This is a genomic window from Vibrio sp. F13 (genome assembly GCF_020806305.2).
Taxonomy (GTDB): domain Bacteria; phylum Pseudomonadota; class Gammaproteobacteria; order Enterobacterales; family Vibrionaceae; genus Vibrio; species Vibrio crassostreae_C.
In genome coordinates, this window is sequence record NZ_CP170175.1 from 1,872,043 (window position 1) to 1,890,899 (window position 18,857).

Genomic DNA, 18,857 nt, shown 5'->3' on the forward strand with positions numbered 1-18,857 from the left:
TCTTCCTCGGAGCAACCGTTAATTGGATTTATTATGGCATATTGGTTATTTAAAACAGAACCCGACACCTTCTCTATTCAGACTCTTAGAGTACAAAAAACCTCTTGTTGGGAGGGTGTACGCAACTATCAGGCTCGAAACATGATGCGTGATGACGTCAAGCTTGGCGATCTGGTGATGATATACCACTCATCATGTAAAAAAGTTGGCGTAGCGGGGATCGCTAAAGTAACCAGAGAAGCCTACCCAGACCACTTTCAGTTCGACCCTGAGAGTGATTACTACGATCCTAAGTCTTCACCCGATAACCCACGCTGGATCATGGTGGATGTCGAGTTTGTGCGAGTGACTGAGCGCTTGATTCCTTTGGTTACGCTTAAAGCCATGCCTGAACTCTCCGAAATGCCCTTGGTGAAACGCGGTAATCGCTTATCGATCATGCCGGTTACCGAACAAGAGTGGCAGGCAATCTTAAGCAAAGAAGTGTTAGGTTCTCGATAGCGTTAGAGAGAGCTTTTTACGTAAGGTTCAAAAAAGGCAGCCAGTTGGCTGCCTTTTTATTTATTCAGATCTGTTCAACGAGCGAGATTAGAGCAGATGCTTTTCTAGGTAGTGAGCAACGGCATCGTCTGCGTTACTGCCAATCACTTCATTGTCAGGTAGTGCTTTCATCACTTTCTCATGTGATGTACCCATGATTAGACCTTTACCCGCCATAGCCAGCATTTCAGCGTCGTTCATGCCATCACCAAAGGCAACACAGTTATCCAGAGTCAGGTTTAGTGATTTTGCAACAGCGTCTAGAGCGTGGCCTTTAGAGACTTCAGCTGCCATCACTTCCAGACACCAAGGTGTAGAGAAGGCGATGTTCAGTTTGTCGCCAAAAGCATCTCTTAGCTTTTGTTCAAACGTGACGAGATATTCGTGGTCTTGTTCTGGATGTGTGAAGAAGACTTTCGCGATGCCTTCGCTTGGTGCGTTTTCAGCTTCAAAGCGCTTGTAGCTAAAGCCAGACTCACTGTGGAATTTAGCCAACATTTCATCTTCACGGTCTAGTAACCAATCTTCATTCTGGTACATGTGAATAAAGAGGTTTGGATCTTGGCGCACAATATCAATAACTGGCTGAACGAGTTCCTGAGGTACGTTCTGGCTATACATCAGTTGATCGTTTTGGTCATGCACGCGTGCACCGTTTGAAGTGATCATGTACGCCGGAATACCTGCTATCTGACGAATACCCGCCACATCGACGTGATGGCGACCCGTTGCGAAGATGAAGGTATAACCTTGGTCGTGTAATTTCTTAAGCGTTAGCTTGGTAAAGTCGCTTAGCTGATGGTTGGGAGCCAAAAGCGTACCATCTAAATCAGAAGCAACAATTTTCACGGAATCTTTTAGTGCAGGAATACTCATTTAACCCTCATTGCAAAATGCTTAACCAATATTGACGCTAGCCAGCGCTAGAATCGTTTTAACTACAATATCTCTAGGTAGAAATTGTATGCCAAATTCATGCAAGAAAAGAGGGCAAAGCTCACTTACTTCTCTTCCTCTTTAGCGCTTATTTTCTTGGTAGGTTGCTTAGCCTATTAGCTCTAGGCGAAAAACTGATTGATCGCATCCAGTGTTTGATTGCGATATTCATCCTGCTCAAACAACACCTCATGCCTAGAACCCTCAATCAACTTAAACTGACAATCAGAGTTGGTTTTCTTCAGCTTAGAAATGAACTTTACTTGAGCACTGTTACTGACAATCTTTTCATCCCCAGCTTGAATCAATAGCAGAGGGATCTTGATTTGACGAGTTTGTTGAATTGCTTGCTTGGCGGCCATTAACCCTTGCCACACCCAACGCGTGCTTGGTCCACCCACCTGCAAAGATGGAGACTCGTCATATAAGCGGCGGAACCACTGATAGCGAACCTTACTGTGGCTCAGTAAGTTGTTTTCAAAAGGCTTCGAATAATATGCTTGCTGGCCCGGCGCGTAAGTTGGCTTGGCATAAAAAGCGGTAAGCACTTGTCCAACGATCATCGCGATAGGTTTCAGGTACCACTCGGTATTGATACCAAACATCGGAGCGCACAGAGTCACCTTATCAAACGGGTGGTCTGGATGGGTTTGTAGGTAGCGAGTGGCTATGGTGCTGCCCATTGAGTGTGCGAGCAGGTAGCGATTGGAATACTTACTGAGATCAAAACTGGCAATGACGTCAGACATGTCAGATGCATAATCATCAAACTCATGAATGTGACCAATGTCAGAGTCTGTTACCATACGTTCAGACTGGCCTTGACCTCGGTGGTCAAATGAATAAACGTCATAGCCTTGTTGATAAAAATCATAAAAGATTTCTTGGTATTTTTGGCAGCATTCGATACGGCCATTTGAAATCACAATAGCTTTGCTGTGCTTTTCTGAGGTGAGGCTGCACCAGTACAGTTTCTTTTTACCAGACGATGTTAAATACCCCTCTTTTCTTTGTTGCCAAAGAGCGTTGATCGGGTGTTTAATCGCATGATCGAACTGAGGTTCTTGAGTGTAAGGGAAGGTGGCTTCGCTGTGGTTTTCCATGGGAAATTACCTGAACTGATGCGTGTGAGAGCTTTATTGCTACTAATGTTGTTAGATTAAAGAACTAGTAAGGAAATGCAAATGGATACTCATGTTTGGCTTGCTTATGTTGTCACAGCGATTTTGTTTAGCTTGGCTCCGGGCTCGGGTACCGTTAACTCAATCAGTAATGGGCTTAGCTATGGCACTAAAAAGTCACTCGCATCAATTGTTGGCTTACAGCTTGGTCTTGCGTTTCACATTATGCTGGTGGGCGCGGGTATCGGTGCACTCGTTGCTAAGTCTGCGTTGGCGTTCACCATCATTAAGTGGGTCGGCGTGGTGTACTTACTTTGGTTAGGTATTCAAAAGTGGCGTGATAGCTCGAGCCTAGTAGCATCTGAAGAAAGCTCTACTCTGTCGAGTGGCAAACTGCTGAGAAACGCTGTGCTTATCAACCTAACTAACCCGAAATCAATCGTGTTTTTGGTGGCTTTGTTTCCTCAGTTTATTGACCCTACACAACCTCAAGCACCTCAGTTATTAGTGCTAGGTGTGACGACAGTATTCATTGATAGCGTTGTTATGTTGGGTTACACCTCATTAGCGTCACAAATGGGACGTTTTATTCGCTCTGATCGCATAATGGGTAAGATAAATAAAATATTTGGTGGTATGTTCATGGGCTGCGGTGCTTTGCTAGCTGCCGCGAAAGCTTAGATTAAGCGACTGAGTTATAGTTAAACCAATCAGAGTTATCAAGAAATGACCGCTACATACGTTGCTCGACAACCTATCTTAAATCGCAAGAGGAATACACTCGGCTATGAGTTGTTATTTCGCGATGGAGAAAAGAATGCGTACCCAGCGCATATTGAGTCTAATCGAGCAACGTATCGTCTGATTGTTGAGAACTTCTTGTCTGTTGGTCTTAACCCTTCTATTCCATCTTCACGCTGCTTTATCAACTTCCCTTATCAAAGTTTGATTCGTCGACTGCCCTTAAGTTTGCCGAAAGATAAGGTGGTGGTAGAGATTCTGGAAACCTGTAAACCAACAGATGAATTGTTGGAAGCGGTTAAAGACCTTTACCAAGCGGGTTACATGATTGCCCTAGATGATTTTACTTCGACCCCAGAATGGGAACGTTTCCTTAAATACACGCATATCGTCAAGCTCGATATTATGCAGATGGGTTTGGATGAAGCGTGTGATTTGGTTAGGGCGCATCAAGGGAAAAAGTTTAGCTTTTTGGCGGAGCGCGTTGAGACCGAACAAGAATTCCAGCAAGCCAAAGAGGCTGGCTTTAAGTTTTTCCAAGGTTACTTTTTCAATAAACCGGAAATCATCAAGAGTAAATACATTAGCCCTGAGCAAGTGATTGCTATGGAGCTGTTTCAAGAAGTGTGTAAGCCCGATGTGGATTTTCAACGGGTGGAGAGCATTGTCGCGAAAGATGTGGCGCTCTCATATAAGCTGCTGCGTTTTGTGAATACTATGTCGCCGCGCCTTGAAGTTACCATCTCTTCTTTTCGTCAGGCTTTGGTATATCTAGGTCAAGAGAAACTGAAAATGTTTGTCTCGTTAGCCGTCGCCTCTTATGTGTCCGATAAAAAGCCTAAAGAGCTGTATGGATTGTCTCTACAGCGTGCTCAGTTTTGTCAGCGTATGTCTCGCTATCAGGCATTTGAAGGGTATAGAGAACAGGCCTTTATGATTGGCTTATTCTCCTTGTTGGATGCTCTGTTGGACTTGTCGTTAGATAACTTAGTCGAGCAGTTGCCGCTGTGTAAAAGTATCAAGGTTGCTCTATTACGTAGAGAAGGGCCATATGGTACCTTGCTCGCACTTGAAGAGAGCTTTGAGCATGCCGATTGGCAACAGATTGATGAGCACTGCGCCGATTTAGGATTAAGCGTGGATCAGGTTAAAACGGAGCTTACTGAAGCGCGCCGTTGGAGCCATACCGTGACCAACAAGCTCTGATATTTCTTCGTTAAACTTTTATGACAATTGAAACGCACGCCTTGACGTGCGTTTTTTTATATCTAAGATATGTGCATATCCATATATGAGTATGTTTTTATGCTTCCTCACCAATTTTTTAAATTACTGTCCGATGAAACGCGAGTGCGTTGCTTAATGTTGATAGTTCGCAATGAGTGCTTATCGGTTGGTGAGTTGACTCAGGCATTGCAAGAAAGTCAGCCAAAGGTTTCACGCCATCTTGCGCAGCTGCGTTCAAACGGTGTTTTGATTGATGTTCGCCAGGGGCAGTGGGTGTTTTACCGCCTGTCACAAGATTTACCAGGTTGGATGCTAAAGTTAATTGACGACCTTATTGCATCGAACTGTTTGAAAACTGAATACCAGCAAGATATTGAGCGCTTAGAGTCGATGAACTCACGCCCAGTATGTTGCGTTTAAATACATTAAAACTTAATGCCGAAATAGTTGTAGTTGCAGCTAGGCGACAAGTGAACTTATCCCTATGAGCATAGTGGCTCTATGTAATTAGGGCGGCCGGCGCTCCGGTAAGTGAACGTAGTCAACAACGCTGCGGCTTCAAATATGAAGGCAATTAACTGAGAGAACAGAAAATGACAGTCAAAGTAGGTATTAATGGTTTTGGTCGTATCGGCCGTCTAGCACTTCGCGCAGCATTCGATTGGGATGAGCTAGAATTTGTTCAAATTAACGATGTTGCTGGCGACACAACAACACTGGCCCACCTTCTAGAATTTGATTCAGTTCAAGGTCGCTTTCACCACGAAGTAACTGCAGAAGGCGATGAGATGATCATTAATGGCCAGCGCATCAAGACCACACAAGAGCGCGACATCGATGCGATCGACTGGTCTGGTTGTGATGTGGTTATCGAAGCGACAGGTGTTCACCGTAAGACCTCTTTCCTAAACAAATACCTAGAGCAGGGCGTGAAACGTGTTGTGGTATCGGCGCCAGTGAAAGAAGAAGGCATCGCAAACATCGTTGTTGGTGTGAATGACAATATCTTCGACCCTGCGGTACACAAAATCGTAACGGCAGCGTCTTGTACAACGAACTGTATCGCGCCAGTGGTTAAGGTGATCAACGAGAAGCTTGGTATCGAGAACGCAGCCTTCACCACTATTCACGATTTAACTAACACGCAAACTATTCTTGATGCGCCGCACAAAGACTTACGCCGCGCACGTGCATGTGGCATGAGTCTTATCCCAACAACGACGGGCAGCGCCAAAGCGATTGTTGAGATCTTCCCTGAGCTAGAAAACCGCATCAACGGCCACGCAGTTCGTGTACCGCTAGCGAACGCTTCTCTGACAGACATCATCTTCGAAGTGAAGCAAGACACCACGGCAGAAGAAGTTAACGCGATGCTGAAAGAAGCGTCTCAGAATGAACTAAAAGGTATTCTTGGCTTTGAAGAGCGTCCACTGGTTTCTATCGATTACAAAGGCGACCAACGCTCAACAATCGTGGATGCACTATCAACGATGTTGGTCGGTAAGCGCATGGTTAAGATCTACGCTTGGTACGACAATGAGATGGGTTACGCAACACGTACCGCTGAGCTTGTTCGTACCGTTGGCCTTGCTTAATAAGAATCTGGAGAAGATATAATGATACATCCAACATGGCAACTAGACCTAGAGCAAGGTGCGCTAGTGCTTACTCCGTGCCCAGGCACAAAAGAAGCAACGCTTGATGCATCACTGGCTCAGCTAAAAGAGCAAGGCGTTGAAGCTATCGTGACAGCACTTGATGACCATGAGCTTGCAAGCAAAGACGTGGCGGCACTTGGTGAAAAAACACGTGCGTTAGGTATGCAATGGTTCCAGATCGAAATTGAAGACGACTGTGCACCGGGTGCTGGTTTTGCTGCGAAGTGGCAAGCAGCTAGCCCTGAGCTACATAACATCGTCGATAACGGCGGCAAGGTTGCAATGCATTGTATGGGCGGCTCTGGTCGCACTGGTTTGTTCGCAGCTCACCTACTGTTAGAAAAAGGCTGGGATTTGAGCAAGGTAGTTCAAGAGGTGCAGGCACTGCGTCCAGGTGCCTTCACTAAACCTATCCAGGTTGAATACATTAATGGCGTAGCGAATAGCTAATAGTCATCAGTGTTAGACAGGGAGCTTTTGGTATCTGGAGTGTTGAACTTATCATGATCCAAAAGCTCTTTTTGTTTAGATTGCAGAGATAGCGTTATGTTTTCAAATCTAAGTAAGAGCGTTCGCCAATACATGTTGGTGACTTTTAACTACTGGAACTTCACCATTACTGATGGTGCACTTCGCATGTTGGTGGTTCTGTATTTTTACGACCTTGGCTACAGTTCGTTAGAAATCGCCTCACTGTTCCTTTTCTATGAATTCTTTGGTGTGGTGACTAACCTAATCGGTGGCTGGTTAGGGGCGCGTCTTGGCCTCAATAAGACCATGAACATTGGGTTAGGCATGCAAGTCGTCGCCTTGGGTATGCTCGCGGTGCCAACGGCAATGCTGACCATTCCTTGGGTCATGGCGGCGCAAGCCTTGTCTGGTATCGCTAAAGACCTCAATAAGATGAGTGCCAAGAGCTCAATTAAGACTCTGGTTCCTGATGAACAACAAGGCGCGCTTTATAAGTGGATTGCGATTCTGACCGGATCTAAGAATGCGCTTAAAGGGGCAGGCTTCTTTATTGGTGGTTTACTACTTTCAACGATTGGCTTCCAATACGCTGTGCTTGCGATGGCAGCCGTGTTGGCATTGGTCTTCGTTGGCAGTGTGTTGAGCTTAGAAGCGGACATGGGTAAAGCGAAAACTAAACCTAAGTTTAAACAGATCTTCTCTAAGTCTGAATCCATCAACATCCTATCCGCAGCACGTATGTTCCTGTTTGGCGCTCGTGATGTGTGGTTTGTGATTGCTTTGCCGATTTACCTAGGCAGCGTGTTTGGGTGGGATCACTCATGGGTGGGTGGCTTTTTAGCGGCTTGGACCATCGCATACGGCTTTGTGCAGGGCATTGCACCCAAGATTACTGGTAAAGCACAAGGCAAGGTGCCTGATGGACATGCAGCGCTATTATGGGCGGGGGCGTTGGCTATCGTGACTGCAGGTATTGCCTATGCGGTGCAAATTGGCTGGCAACCCGAGTTCGTTATTATCGGTGGCTTGATGGTGTTTGGTGCCATCTTTGCGGTGAATTCATCGCTGCACTCATACCTTATTGTGAGTTATGCGAAAGGTGATGGCGTTTCTCTTGATGTCGGTTTCTACTACATGGCAAACGCGATGGGCCGTTTGATTGGCACGATATTGTCGGGCTTGGTATTCCAAATGGCCGGTTTGTCTGCGTGTCTGTGGGTTTCCTTCGCATTCTTGGCGATAACGACGGTGATCTCTCTGCGTTTACCGAAAGTGCCGCAAATTTCAGCGGCATAAGCTTCAGCCACATGAGCCTCATTTGTGAGAGCTCAAGTCGCAGAAGCTAGAGTCGTATGAGCTAAATTCGCGATAAGTATCTCCTTTAACACTAAGCTGACTTGGTATTTATTCCGGTCAGCTTTTTTATTGCTATAGTAGAATGATTGAATATTAATCAGGCATTTACATGAAGCAGCGAATTCTCTTTTTTGATTTAGCACGATGTGTCGCGGCCGTAGCGGTTATCGCGATTCATGTTTTGGCGCCTTATCGCAATGAGTTGGGCACTATTCCTTTCGGTGAATGGCTTACTGCCATTACGGTAAACGGTTTCAGCCGCTGGGCAGTACCTGTGTTCATTTTGATTACTGGCGCACTGATGCTCAGTGATCAGCGCCCGTTTGACGCCAAATACTACCTCAAGCGTCGTTTAGGCAAGGTACTGATACCTTTCATTGTCTGGTCGCTTTTCTATACCTATCTGTCGGGCTGGTCAGCAATGGGCTTTGATGCCGACGTCAGTTGGGACGTGTTGCTTAATAGCTACCATCATTACACCTATTACCACCTTGGTTTCTTCTATTACTTCATCCCACTCTATTTTGTGATTCCGTTCTTGCAGATCATGGTTAGAAAGTACGGTGATAGATCGGTCTATGCCTTTACGGCGGTATGGTTGTTCACAACATTGCTGTTCTTACTGAAAATCGATGGCCCTTGGAGTCACGAATTGTGGTTGTACACCGGTTACTTACCATTGGGTTACTTGCTGTATAAGATTGTGCCACTTAACAAGATGACCGTTGGCGTGAGTGTGTTACTGGGTGGGCTAGCGTTACTAACCACGGTTTACATGGTGGTTGATGCAAGCTTGGTAGCAGAAGAGTACACGGTAGGGCGCTGGCTATCTTACAAAACGTTGAATACCGTATTAGCCGCGAGCATGGTGTTCATGGTATGCCGTTACTATGGTGAAGGCCTGTCTGAGAAGAGTAACCAAGTGGTTGGCTTTATCAGTAAGCACAGCTTAGGTATTTACCTGCTGCACCCGATTTTCTTGTGGCCGATGAAAGAGTTTGGTTGGTACCAAGGACATCCGGCATGGGTTATTCCATTATGGATTGTGATCAGCGGAGCTGGCGCATTATGGATGAGCTGGTTGGTGTCTAAGTCAGAGAAAACGCGTTGGTTATTGCCTTAGCGGTGATTGCTAAGGCTTTCTGATGGATTGCTTAGGGACGACAGTTGAAGCGGCTGACGTTTAGCGCTTCAACGCAAAGTGTAAGAACTTATCGCCTTGGTAGGTTAAGGTTCCTTTGTCGCCAGGGTTAAGGGCGTGGAAATAGTGGATGCCGACTTGGAATTCTCGCTTCGGACCAACCACACCACGTTGAACGTAAATCCAGTACTCTTGATCTTCTTGGCCCGGTTCTGCGTCAGGAAGGTCGATCGATTGTTTGTCTAACACCGTGACATTCACTTTCTTCTCTGGCGCATTTTCACCTTGCGAGTGTTTTCGATAGAAACCAATAAATACCCAAGCCGCTAGAGCAGCGAGAGCAAAGATGGCAAAAAAGAGTGAATTAGGCATATAACCTCCATGTAGTCGTGATGGTTATTCTAGTCTTTCAGGCAATAGGGATATGTGTTTAAAGCCGTTATTCGTGAACTGTTGTAAGCCAAGCTGATTATTTTTCGGCAGACATCACATTTAATGGTCAGTTTGGGATAAAGCATTGTTATTTATTGTCTCTTTCTCTCGTAAATAACAGTGATTTTGTATAAGAATAGGGAAATGCTCGACTAGAATTATAGTGTGGAGTGGGAGGGCTAAGATGACCGATATTGAAAAAGTGGTGACAAGAACTCGCAATATAGAGAAATTATTGAGGCTTCAATATCATGCCGAAGGCGAAGGATTGCATGAGCTTGTAACAAGCTGTGAAGAAAGGCTACCGCACGATATGGTGAGCAAGCTGCGCTATATCGCAACGTGTCGTAATAAGGTAGTCAATGAACATGAGGCTAAGTTGGAAGACCAACATAAGTTCATCATGATGTGTAACGACTGTGAGAAGGAGCTGACTCCACGTAGTGGTCGTTTTATCTGGCGAGTTGCGATCTTACTGATGATGGCAATGACTTTAGCTGCCGCAGGTTTCTATTATGCGAACTGGGATGTGCTAACACTGCATCTGTTTTCGAAGTGAAAAAATTGAACAAAAAAAGGGACGCTCATGGCGTCCCTTTTTTTATCTGTAACTTGCTTAGTACATCATCGGTAGTGTCATTAGACCTACAACTACCGCGATCATTACAAGTCCTTGTCTTTGCGAAGATGAAATCATAACACTACTCCTAAATTTGGTTGTCTCTCGCTATGTTTTAAAGAATAGCACTACTTATGGCCTTAGATCAAGAATTACTTTCGAAAGCTTTAAAAGTAGTAGAAAACTATGAGTTTTTGGCTTGTTTGGCAGTGTTTAACTGTGTTTTATGGTGTGTTCTTAATTTGTTCGTTGTGATTTATGTTTGTTCTAATTTGATTTAACTTGTTGTTTTGTAATGGTTGTTTTGTGTAATTTATATTGTTAAAGGTTGTTAAACTGTATTAATAGAGGTTGGTGGTGGCTAGGTTGGTTTTGGTTGGTTTTTTAAGTTTTCGGCTTGGTTTTTGTGGCGATTTTTACCGGAGGCTTGAAATAACCTGACAAAACTGGGCGTTAAAAAAGAAAACTGGCTACTTTACAAGTCTAGGCTTGGTTGGCGTTTTTATTTTCCTATTAATCTTGAGTTTGTTTATTTAAGTTATTGTTATTATTTACTTTAAATGTGGTTATTTTAATTTTTTAAGTGTGGTATTTTACGGAATTAGGCCGGTTTTGGTGGGGTCGATAGGTTAGAATTGGCCAAAATTCAAGTATGGCGACTCTAATGCCAGTTTGAATGGGTTTTATGATGATTCGTTCTAGTTTTAAACGAATGGCCATTGTCATGGTGGTAATTGTTACGACTTCAATCTAAAGAGACTCTTTTTAGTGGAAGCGTAATCAAGATCCAATTTTGAGGGGCTGAGGCTTTACATCAACACTCGTGTGCCTAGACTGGCGACGATTTAAAGCAATAGGGCAAGTGGTATGTGGAGTTGGTTAGCGGTTTCCTTATCTGGTATCGGAGCAATAGCAGGAACGAAACATGGACATATCGGTCAGGCCTTATCGTATAAGGTATTTACCTTTGTATTATTAGCGACAATTGCTTTAACTCAGTCGGTTGTGGCTGACTTTACCTATTGGATAGTTGCGGGGTTGGCTATCTCTGCGATCGCAGATGTGCTTCATACTCTCACTCAAAAACGCCCTCTGCATTTTGTCTGCTTCTTATTGGCTCAACTCTGTTACAGCAAAGCTTTTTGGTTACAGCTATCAGGTGAAATGGTTTGGTGGTTGTTCGCGCTGTTATTGGCAGCTTGCGTTGTTGCTTTCTTTTTACTGCTGCCACGCTTAGACAAACTCGTTTTTCCCGTGGTCATCATGGGCATTGTGCTTATTCAGTTAGCATGGGCTTCTGGTGAGGTTTGGCTGCTGGATCCTCAGTTATCACACGCGGTCGGTTTTGCTGGCTGTAGCGTGCTGCTCCTTTCGGCCTTAGCTTATGCGCTAAACAGTTACCGCAGCCCAATCAAGGGCGCTTACTTTTGGGTAACGGGCAGTTACTTTCTCGCACACGCATTCATCGTCGCATCGATTACTATTTAGGGTAGAGCTCTCTCAAGCCTGAGCTACATCAAAACGGCGTTGCTAAAACTCGGTACTCTACGTGTAATTCATTAAACATGAGATTGAGTTATGACGACTGAAATTCACGCACACAACGTTTTAAACCTGCTTAGTGAAAAGCCACTGACTCGCGAAGAGCTAACATTAGCGCTTGCTCAAACCTATGGCGAAGAAGCTCGCTTCCATACTTGTAAGCTCAATGGTCTGGATTTAGATAGCCTGTTGAAGTTTTTCTTGAAGATGGAAAAGGTTGTCGTTGTCGATGATAAGCTTTGCACTAACCGCGAACGTGTGTGTAATCACTAATTCTTAGTGGCTTGTTTTATTCGTGAATAAAGAGTGGGTGCATGTTTCGGCTCCACTCTTTTCATTACCTTTCAATCTGCTTTCGCTAATTTGCCTTCTTATAACATCCCCTTTTAAAAGCATCAGTTAACCCGCTTATCACTGCGTTCGAAAATCAATGTTGAGGCTGCTATACTCCGCGCACTTACGCTTTTCGAGACAAACTTATGGAAATCTTATCTGCAGCAACCATGCTGTTTCTTATCATGGACCCGCTTGGCAACTTGCCAATCGTGCTCTCTATCCTTAAGCATATTGACCCGAAGCGTCGCCGTATTGTTCTGATTCGTGAGCTGATGTTCGCACTGGTTATCTTGCTGCTGTTCTTATTTGCGGGTCAAAGCATCATGAACTTCCTGCACGTGCAGCCTGAAACCTTGAGTATCTCTGGCGGTATTATTCTGTTTATTATCGCGATTAAGATGATTTTCCCAAGTGCGGGTAGTATTACTGGCCTCGCGGCGGGTGAAGAACCGTTTATTGTGCCGATGGCGATCCCAATGATTGCTGGCCCTTCAGTGATTGCGGCATTGATTCTGTTGTCGACACAGCACCCTGACAATATGTTAGAGCTTTCAGCGGCTGTGATGCTGGCTTGGGGCGCTACCTTCTTCATTCTGATGTTTAATGGCTTCTTCCTGCGAGTGCTGGGAGAGAGAGGGCTTAAAGCCATCGAACGCTTGATGGGCTTGTTGTTGGTTATGCTGTCGACGCAAATGTTCCTCGATGGTGTGAAAGGCTACATGGGCTAACATCAATATCATTGCTGAATAAAAAAACGCCGCTCAAATGAGCGGCGTTTTTGTCTCTACTGTTTCTGTCATGATGTTTTCTGTAGCTAAGCGTTTTATATCTGGGCTTAAGCTCGATTACATCATGTGTTTGCGTCGGATATCGAGTAAGGCGAAGACACCGAAAATCAATATTGACCACTTCTCCCAACGTGACATCTCGATCTTGTCGCCGAAAGCACCGATGAAAATCAGCATCTGCAGGCCGTGCATGAAGAACAAGAATGCTGTCATGATATAAAGCGCAATCGCAGCATTACCCGGGAACGGGTAGAAAATATTTACGATCAAGATAAACCAAACAAAGGCGATGGCTGCTTTTGCTAGTGGAAGCAAGAACTTCATTCAATAACTCCTATTCTTCAGTAATTCGATTGAACAGTCGGTAGCTTGACTGTCCGGTGGTCTTATCGCGATGCAATTCCCAGTTCTCTGGCATAGCTTCGAGTTTCAGTTCTTTCTCTGTCTCGACGTAAATGATGGCATTGTCTGCAAGCCAACCGTTACTCTCAAGCAGTTGTACTGTTTCTGCCAGTAAGCCTTTGCGAAATGGTGGATCAAGGAAAACCATATCGTAAGGAGTGCCTGGTTTCTTAAGGAAAGAGATAGCATCAGTATTCACGACATTAATGTTGTCTGCCTTGAGCTCTTTCGCGTTATCAGAAAGCTGTTTAGCCGCCTTTTGATTCATTTCGAGCAGTGTCACCATTTTGGCTTGGCGAGAAGCTGCTTCAAAACCTAGACCGCCAGAACCGGCAAATACATCCAAGCAAGTTGAATGTGGGATATCTTGAGCCACCCAGTTAAAGAGTGTTTCTTTTACTCGGTCAATGGTTGGGCGTAATCCTTCTAAATCATGAACAGGCAGCTTTCTACCTCTCCATGAGCCACTAATAATTCGAACAAAGCCTCCGGATGGCTTTTTTTGTGATGTGTTTTGCTGGCGACGTCTTACCATAGATTTTTTGACCGCTAATAAAGTGATACTATACCGAGCCCAATTTAAGTGGGTTCGTGTATTAAATAAATTTGCAATGACAAAGTGTATCAAGCTAAAAGCAAACTTATCACTGCTTTGTCATTTTTCTTTACTATTCGTTTGTACAAGCTTGTATTGTATAACAATAGCAAAGAGTCGACGTGTATTAAGTCAATACAGCTAATTAGTAGATCTAGGAAACTCCTCTGATGACGGAAAAAAAGAAGCGCGGATTATTATCGTGGCTTGGTTTTGGTGAAGAAGAACAAAGCCCAAAAACTCAGAATGAAGCGAACGTAGAAAGCGTTGAAGATCAAACTGAAGTTGAATCACAAGTTGAGGCTGAACAGGTCGCGCCTGAAGCTGAACAAGTTAAGCCAACTGAATCTGAGCAAGCGCTTGAAGAAGCTCAACAAGAGCAGCAACCTGTCGCAGCAGAAGCAGAAGCAGAAGCAGAAGCAGAACAGGAAGAAGTGGCAGTTCCTCAAGCTAAGGTTGAAGAAGTACAAGAGAAGCCGACAGAAAGCTTCTTTGCTCGTCTTAAGCGCAGCCTAAGCCGCACTAAAGCAAACATCGGTGCTGGTTTCTTTGGTCTGTTCAAAGGCAAGCAAATCGATGAAGACCTGTTTGAAGAGCTAGAAGAGCAACTTCTGATTGCTGACGTGGGTATGAATACCACGGTTAAGATCATTGAAAACCTGACAGAAAAAGCATCTCGCAATGACCTAAAAGACGGTGAAGCGCTTTATGGTCTGCTCAAAGAAGAGATGGCAGACATCTTAAGCCAAGTGGAACAGCCACTGGTTGTTGATACCACTAAAACACCTTACGTTATCTTAATGGTGGGTGTGAACGGTGTAGGTAAGACAACTACGATCGGTAAGCTGGCGAAACAATTCCAAAATGAAGGCAAGAAAGTGATGCTAGCAGCGGGTGATACCTTCCGTGCTGCAGCCGTTGAACAGCTTCAGGTTTGGGGTCAGCGTAACGATGTGCCAGTTATCGCTCAACACACTGGTGCGGACAGTGCGTCTGTTATCTACGATGCGATTGAAGCAGCGAAGGCTCGTGGTGTTGATGTTGTGATTGCTGATACAGCCGGTCGTTTGCAGAACAAGAGCAACCTGATGGAAGAGCTACGCAAGATCGTTCGTGTAATGAAGAAGATTGATGACTCTGCGCCACACGAAATCATGCTAACGCTCGATGCAGGTACAGGTCAGAACGCTATCAGCCAAGCGAAGTTGTTCAGTGAAGTGGCTCCAGTTACGGGTATTACACTGACTAAGCTAGATGGTACGGCGAAAGGTGGTGTAATTTTCTCAATTGCTGACCAGTTCCAGATTCCAATCCGCTACATTGGTGTGGGTGAAGGTATTGATGACCTGCGTCCATTTGAATCTAAAGACTTCATTGAAGCACTATTTAGCCGCGAAGAGTAACGCGAGTAGCAAAGTGGTTTATCCTTAATCTGCTACCGTTTTTAAATTTGATATTAGTGATCGTAAGAGGAATTTTCGGTGATCAAATTTCAGCAAGTGAGTAAAGCCTACCGAGGTGGAAGACAAGCGCTCCAAAAAGTGGACTTTCACCTGAAACGTGGAGAGATGGCTTTTTTGGGTGGGCACTCTGGGGCTGGTAAAAGTACCTTGCTGAAGTTGATCTGTGCTATTGAGCGTCCGACTGATGGCCGTGTTTGGTTCAATGATCACGATATCACTCGGATTCCAGTCAAAGACATTCCTTTTTTACGACGTAATATTGGGATTGTTTTTCAAGATCACCGCCTGCTGATGGATCGCTCGATTTTCGATAACGTCGCTCTGCCTATGCGTATTGAATCTATTTCTGAAAACGAAATAAAACGTCGAGTTAGTGCTGCGTTGGATAAAACCGGATTACTTGATAAGGCGCGTTGCCTACCAAGTCAGTTATCTGGTGGTGAACAGCAACGAGTAGGTATTGCTCGCGCCGTGGTTAACCGTCCAACTCTGCTTTTAGCCGATGAGCCTACCGGTAATCTAGACCCTGAATTATCTAACCGTGTGTTGCGATTATTTGAAGAATTCAACCGCGCAGGTGTGACGATCATCCTAGCGACGCATGATATCGGGTTAGTGAACACTCGCCCTCAGTACCGCCATCTTGAATTAAACCAAGGATTTTTGAGTGAGGTTGAAGACTATGGCCGCGAATAAGCGCATCAAAAAACCTCAATCTAATCGAGCAGCAAACCGCGCTTCAAGCGACGGCTTCTTTGTTGTTCACTGGAAACAAGCCAAGTCATCGTTCTCGCAAATGTGGCAGCGCCCGGTAGGCAACTTACTGACCCTTGCGGTGATCTCTATGGCGTTGGCGATGCCAGCTTGTTTGTACCTATTAGGTAAAAATGTAGGGGAAGTGGCGCAAGATGTCACTAGCCCGTCACAAATAAGTGCTTATGTAGAGGATGGTATTCCTGAGCCACGAGTAATGGTGCTTAAGGATGAAATCGAAAGTTGGGATCAAGTTGAGCTCGTGGAGTACATTTCTCCGCAGCAAGGGCTTGCAGACCTCAGCCAGTATTCTGGTTTTGAAGACGCCCTAACCATTCTCGACGATTATTCACTGCCAGGTGTGCTGGTGATTACGCCAAGCGTGCACAGCGATACCTTAATTAAAGAGCTGGCAGGCACAGTTAAACAACAAGAATTAGTGACCGATGTTCGCCTAGACGAAGATTGGTTAGCGCGATTAGATGCGATCAAAGCATTAGCGGCTGTCATCGTGATTACCTTAACGGTATTGATGCTGGGCGCGGTATTTCTGATTATCGGCAATACACTACGATTTAATGTGTTGGCGCATAAAGAAGAGATTCAAACCATGAAGCTGATTGGTGCGACCGACAGCTACATTCTTCGACCATACCTTTATGCTGGGATGTGGTTTGGCGTTTTAGGTTCGATTAGCGCTTGGGTAATGACGGCATTGATTACCGTATTGCTGAACAGCGCGGTGGATGACTTGGCTCAGCTATACGACAGCCACTTCCGTTTAATTGGCCTGAGTTGGGATGAATCTTTACTGCTTTTGATCGTCGGAACTCTGCTTGGTAGTGTGGCTGCAAAGCTTTCTGCACAGCGTCACCTAAAAGAAATTGAACCAGTTTAGGTGAATAGAGTCATATTTAGACGAAAAATAGGCACTTCTTAACCAGTTTTTGCCTTGTATAGACGAATTGATTATGCATAATTACTTCCCCCTCCTTGAAACCTGTTCATTTTAGGTTCAAGATTGTAGGGTTTTAATAGATGTATTACTCCAGATCAGAGATTGATGAGGAACCGAATGGCAAACCAAGCGTATCAAATGGCTTTAGTCACACAAGATAGTTTAGATAGCTATATCCGCTCAGCGAACAGCTACCCTATGCTGACTCCTGAAGAGGAACGTGGACTTGCAGAGCGATTACATTACAAAGGTGAGATCGACGCTGCGAAAGGCTTGATCCTTTCCCACCTAAGATTCGTGGTGCACGTTGCAAGAGGCTACTCTGGCTACGGGCTACCAATGGCTGATCTCGTCCAAGAAGGTAACATCGGCTTGATGAAGGCTGTTAAGCGCTTCAATCCAGAAGTTGGTGTTCGTCTCGTCTCGTTTGCTGTTCACTGGATCAAAGCTGAAATCCATGAATACGTTCTACGTAACTGGCGTATCGTTAAAATTGCGACCACTAAGGCACAGCGTAAACTGTTCTTTAACCTTCGTAAGTCTAAAAAGCGTTTGGGTTGGTTCAATAACGGTGAAGTTGAGACGGTTGCTCGTGAACTGGGTGTTGAGCCTTCAGAAGTTCGTGAGATGGAATCTCGCTTAGCAGCACAAGATGCGACGTTTGAAGCGCCTATGGACGATGACGATGGCGGTTCTGCTTACACTGCTCCAGTTTACTACCTAGAAGACAAGGCGTCAGACGTTGCTGAGACGGTTGAAGCGGCTAACTGGGAGTCACACACCAATAATCGCCTAGGGCTAGCACTAGCAAGCTTAGACGAGCGTAGCCAACACATTGTTCGCTCACGTTGGTTAGACGACAACAAGGCAACCCTGCAAGACTTAGCGGATACCTACAGTATATCAGCTGAGCGTGTTCGCCAGTTAGAAAAGAATGCGATGAAGAAATTGAAACAAGCCGTTGGTGATTTCTAATAGCATCTAGTTTCTATTAGCTTCTACTTTCTAGTAGAGCTAACAAATAGCTGAATTTTGAAAAGGCCGAGATCGAGAGATCTCGGCCTTTTTGTTTTGGATCGATTTCTCAACTTTTGCGATCGAAATTTGCAAAATGATTTTGTGGATAACTCTGTGAGAAGTTTATTCGTCAGCTATCTAAAAGCAGTGTGTAGTAAGGCTTTGACGGGGTTTTTCGAGTGGGGATATGTTTCAGTTAACCCACAGTTAGATCAGGATCATTACTACATGTTGTGGATCTATTTTTGAAAAGACACTTTATTCACGCAATTCACAGATTTATCCACAAATGGTGTAAAAGTGATCGCTGGTGGATAACCTTATTAAGTGGATGTGAATGTTAGCCTTGGGATAGGTTACAATGGCAGCAAAGTAAATCAGTATAAAAAGAGAAAGTCATGGACCAGTTTAAACATATCGATGTTAAAGGCGCTCAAGCCCTCATCGAACAAGGCGAAGCTCGACTTGTCGATATACGTGACCCGCAGTCTTTTGCGGTTGCCCACCCAAAAACAGCCTACCACCTGACTAACGATACGATGGTGTCATTCATGGATGAGGTTGAGTTCGAACAACCTATCTTAGTGATGTGCTACCACGGCATCAGTAGCCAAGGTGCGGCACAATATTTAGTGAACCAAGGCTTTGAAGAGGTATATAGTGTTGATGGTGGTTTCGAAGCTTGGCATCGTGCTGAACTTCCAGTGATCGCAGGTTAATGACTTTCATCACCTGAACCGCCTCAAGCATCCCTCATAGAA

General features: G+C 44.8%; 22 protein-coding genes. 17 read left to right on the top strand and 5 right to left on the bottom strand.

Translation table 11 applies throughout. The features are described from left to right. The first annotated feature begins 33 nt into the window (after window positions 1-33). Window positions 34-501, top strand: coding sequence for an EVE domain-containing protein (locus LMH68_RS08550; protein ID WP_017061021.1), 468 nt, complete (start codon window positions 34-36; stop codon window positions 499-501). Between the two features lie 87 nt (window positions 502-588). Here LMH68_RS08550 and LMH68_RS08555 read toward each other — a convergent pair whose 3' ends face one another. Together LMH68_RS08555 and LMH68_RS08560 are read right to left on the bottom strand one after the other, a co-directional pair. Then, the gene (locus LMH68_RS08555) at window positions 589-1,416 is read right to left on the bottom strand and encodes a Cof-type HAD-IIB family hydrolase (RefSeq protein WP_017061022.1); all 828 of its coding nucleotides are present in this window, start codon (window positions 1,414-1,416) and stop codon (window positions 589-591) included. Window positions 1,417-1,598: 182 nt separating this feature from the next. Further along, a complete protein-coding gene (locus tag LMH68_RS08560; RefSeq protein ID WP_229648281.1) occupies window positions 1,599-2,579 on the bottom strand; it encodes an alpha/beta fold hydrolase in 981 nt (326 codons plus the stop codon). 81 nt (window positions 2,580-2,660) lie between these two features. On the opposite strand from LMH68_RS08560, the gene rhtB reads away from it, so the two are divergent. From rhtB to LMH68_RS08595, 7 genes are all read left to right on the top strand, one after another. After that, window positions 2,661-3,278 carry a homoserine/homoserine lactone efflux protein gene (gene rhtB, locus LMH68_RS08565; RefSeq protein WP_017061024.1) on the top strand — a complete coding sequence of 206 codons (618 nt, stop codon included), beginning with the start codon at window positions 2,661-2,663 and terminating at the stop codon, window positions 3,276-3,278. 45 nt (window positions 3,279-3,323) lie between these two features. After that, the gene (locus LMH68_RS08570; protein WP_017061025.1) at window positions 3,324-4,544 is read left to right on the top strand and encodes an EAL and HDOD domain-containing protein; all 1,221 of its coding nucleotides are present in this window, start codon (window positions 3,324-3,326) and stop codon (window positions 4,542-4,544) included. Window positions 4,545-4,643: 99 nt separating this feature from the next. Then, a complete protein-coding gene (locus LMH68_RS08575; RefSeq protein ID WP_017063763.1) occupies window positions 4,644-4,985 on the top strand; it encodes a metalloregulator ArsR/SmtB family transcription factor in 342 nt (113 codons plus the stop codon). Window positions 4,986-5,158: 173 nt separating this feature from the next. Then, window positions 5,159-6,160 carry an ArsJ-associated glyceraldehyde-3-phosphate dehydrogenase gene (locus LMH68_RS08580; RefSeq protein WP_017061027.1) on the top strand — a complete coding sequence of 334 codons (1,002 nt, stop codon included), beginning with the start codon at window positions 5,159-5,161 and terminating at the stop codon, window positions 6,158-6,160. A gap of 21 nt (window positions 6,161-6,181) precedes the next feature. Beyond that, window positions 6,182-6,673: a cyclin-dependent kinase inhibitor 3 family protein gene (locus LMH68_RS08585; protein WP_017061028.1), complete on the top strand. Its 492-nt coding sequence runs from the start codon at window positions 6,182-6,184 to the stop codon at window positions 6,671-6,673. Window positions 6,674-6,769: 96 nt separating this feature from the next. Beyond that, window positions 6,770-7,990 (top strand): organoarsenical effux MFS transporter ArsJ, encoded by a 1,221-nt coding sequence (gene arsJ / locus LMH68_RS08590; protein ID WP_029235159.1) that lies wholly within the window; start codon window positions 6,770-6,772, stop codon window positions 7,988-7,990. Window positions 7,991-8,159: 169 nt separating this feature from the next. After that, window positions 8,160-9,173: an acyltransferase gene (locus LMH68_RS08595; RefSeq protein WP_017061031.1), complete on the top strand. Its 1,014-nt coding sequence runs from the start codon at window positions 8,160-8,162 to the stop codon at window positions 9,171-9,173. 60 nt (window positions 9,174-9,233) lie between these two features. Here the strand turns inward: LMH68_RS08595 and LMH68_RS08600 are convergent, their stop codons facing one another. Next, window positions 9,234-9,563, bottom strand: coding sequence for a DUF2500 domain-containing protein (locus LMH68_RS08600; RefSeq protein ID WP_017061032.1), 330 nt, complete (start codon window positions 9,561-9,563; stop codon window positions 9,234-9,236). 244 nt (window positions 9,564-9,807) lie between these two features. Between LMH68_RS08600 and LMH68_RS08605 the strand changes: the two genes are divergently transcribed. From LMH68_RS08605 to LMH68_RS08620, 4 genes are all read left to right on the top strand, one after another. Further along, a complete protein-coding gene (locus LMH68_RS08605; protein WP_004736595.1) occupies window positions 9,808-10,182 on the top strand; it encodes a hypothetical protein in 375 nt (124 codons plus the stop codon). 927 nt (window positions 10,183-11,109) lie between these two features. Then, window positions 11,110-11,730, top strand: a complete 621-nt coding sequence (locus tag LMH68_RS08610) for a lysoplasmalogenase (RefSeq protein ID WP_017061033.1) — start codon at window positions 11,110-11,112, stop codon at window positions 11,728-11,730. A 90-nt stretch (window positions 11,731-11,820) separates the two neighbouring features. Then, window positions 11,821-12,057, top strand: coding sequence for a YecH family metal-binding protein (locus LMH68_RS08615; RefSeq protein WP_017066763.1), 237 nt, complete (start codon window positions 11,821-11,823; stop codon window positions 12,055-12,057). A 206-nt stretch (window positions 12,058-12,263) separates the two neighbouring features. Next, window positions 12,264-12,848: a YhgN family NAAT transporter gene (locus tag LMH68_RS08620; RefSeq protein ID WP_017061035.1), complete on the top strand. Its 585-nt coding sequence runs from the start codon at window positions 12,264-12,266 to the stop codon at window positions 12,846-12,848. Window positions 12,849-12,965: 117 nt separating this feature from the next. Here LMH68_RS08620 and LMH68_RS08625 read toward each other — a convergent pair whose 3' ends face one another. Both LMH68_RS08625 and rsmD read right to left on the bottom strand, forming a co-directional pair. Continuing rightward, window positions 12,966-13,232, bottom strand: a complete 267-nt coding sequence (locus tag LMH68_RS08625) for a DUF1145 domain-containing protein (RefSeq protein WP_016784000.1) — start codon at window positions 13,230-13,232, stop codon at window positions 12,966-12,968. 10 nt (window positions 13,233-13,242) lie between these two features. Continuing rightward, window positions 13,243-13,845, bottom strand: a complete 603-nt coding sequence (rsmD, locus tag LMH68_RS08630) for a 16S rRNA (guanine(966)-N(2))-methyltransferase RsmD (RefSeq protein ID WP_017061036.1) — start codon at window positions 13,843-13,845, stop codon at window positions 13,243-13,245. Between the two features lie 230 nt (window positions 13,846-14,075). Here rsmD and ftsY point away from each other — a divergent pair, with 230 nt between their 5' ends. The 5 genes from ftsY (at window position 14,076) to glpE (ending at window position 18,815) form a co-directional block, all read left to right on the top strand. Beyond that, on the top strand, window positions 14,076-15,308 hold the full coding sequence (gene ftsY, locus LMH68_RS08635) for a signal recognition particle-docking protein FtsY (protein WP_017068601.1): 1,233 nt from the start codon (window positions 14,076-14,078) through the stop codon (window positions 15,306-15,308). 78 nt (window positions 15,309-15,386) lie between these two features. After that, window positions 15,387-16,064 (top strand): cell division ATP-binding protein FtsE, encoded by a 678-nt coding sequence (gene ftsE, locus LMH68_RS08640; protein WP_016791845.1) that lies wholly within the window; start codon window positions 15,387-15,389, stop codon window positions 16,062-16,064. Continuing rightward, complete coding sequence (gene ftsX / locus LMH68_RS08645) at window positions 16,051-17,019, top strand: permease-like cell division protein FtsX (protein ID WP_229648280.1); 969 nt, start codon at window positions 16,051-16,053, stop codon at window positions 17,017-17,019. Before ftsE ends, ftsX begins: the two co-directional genes overlap by 14 nt. A 177-nt stretch (window positions 17,020-17,196) precedes the next feature. Then, complete coding sequence (gene rpoH / locus LMH68_RS08650) at window positions 17,197-18,054, top strand: RNA polymerase sigma factor RpoH (RefSeq protein ID WP_017055518.1); 858 nt, start codon at window positions 17,197-17,199, stop codon at window positions 18,052-18,054. A 440-nt stretch (window positions 18,055-18,494) separates the two neighbouring features. Beyond that, a complete protein-coding gene (gene glpE, locus LMH68_RS08655) occupies window positions 18,495-18,815 on the top strand; it encodes a thiosulfate sulfurtransferase GlpE (protein ID WP_017061039.1) in 321 nt (106 codons plus the stop codon). Window positions 18,816-18,857: the final 42 nt, after the last annotated feature.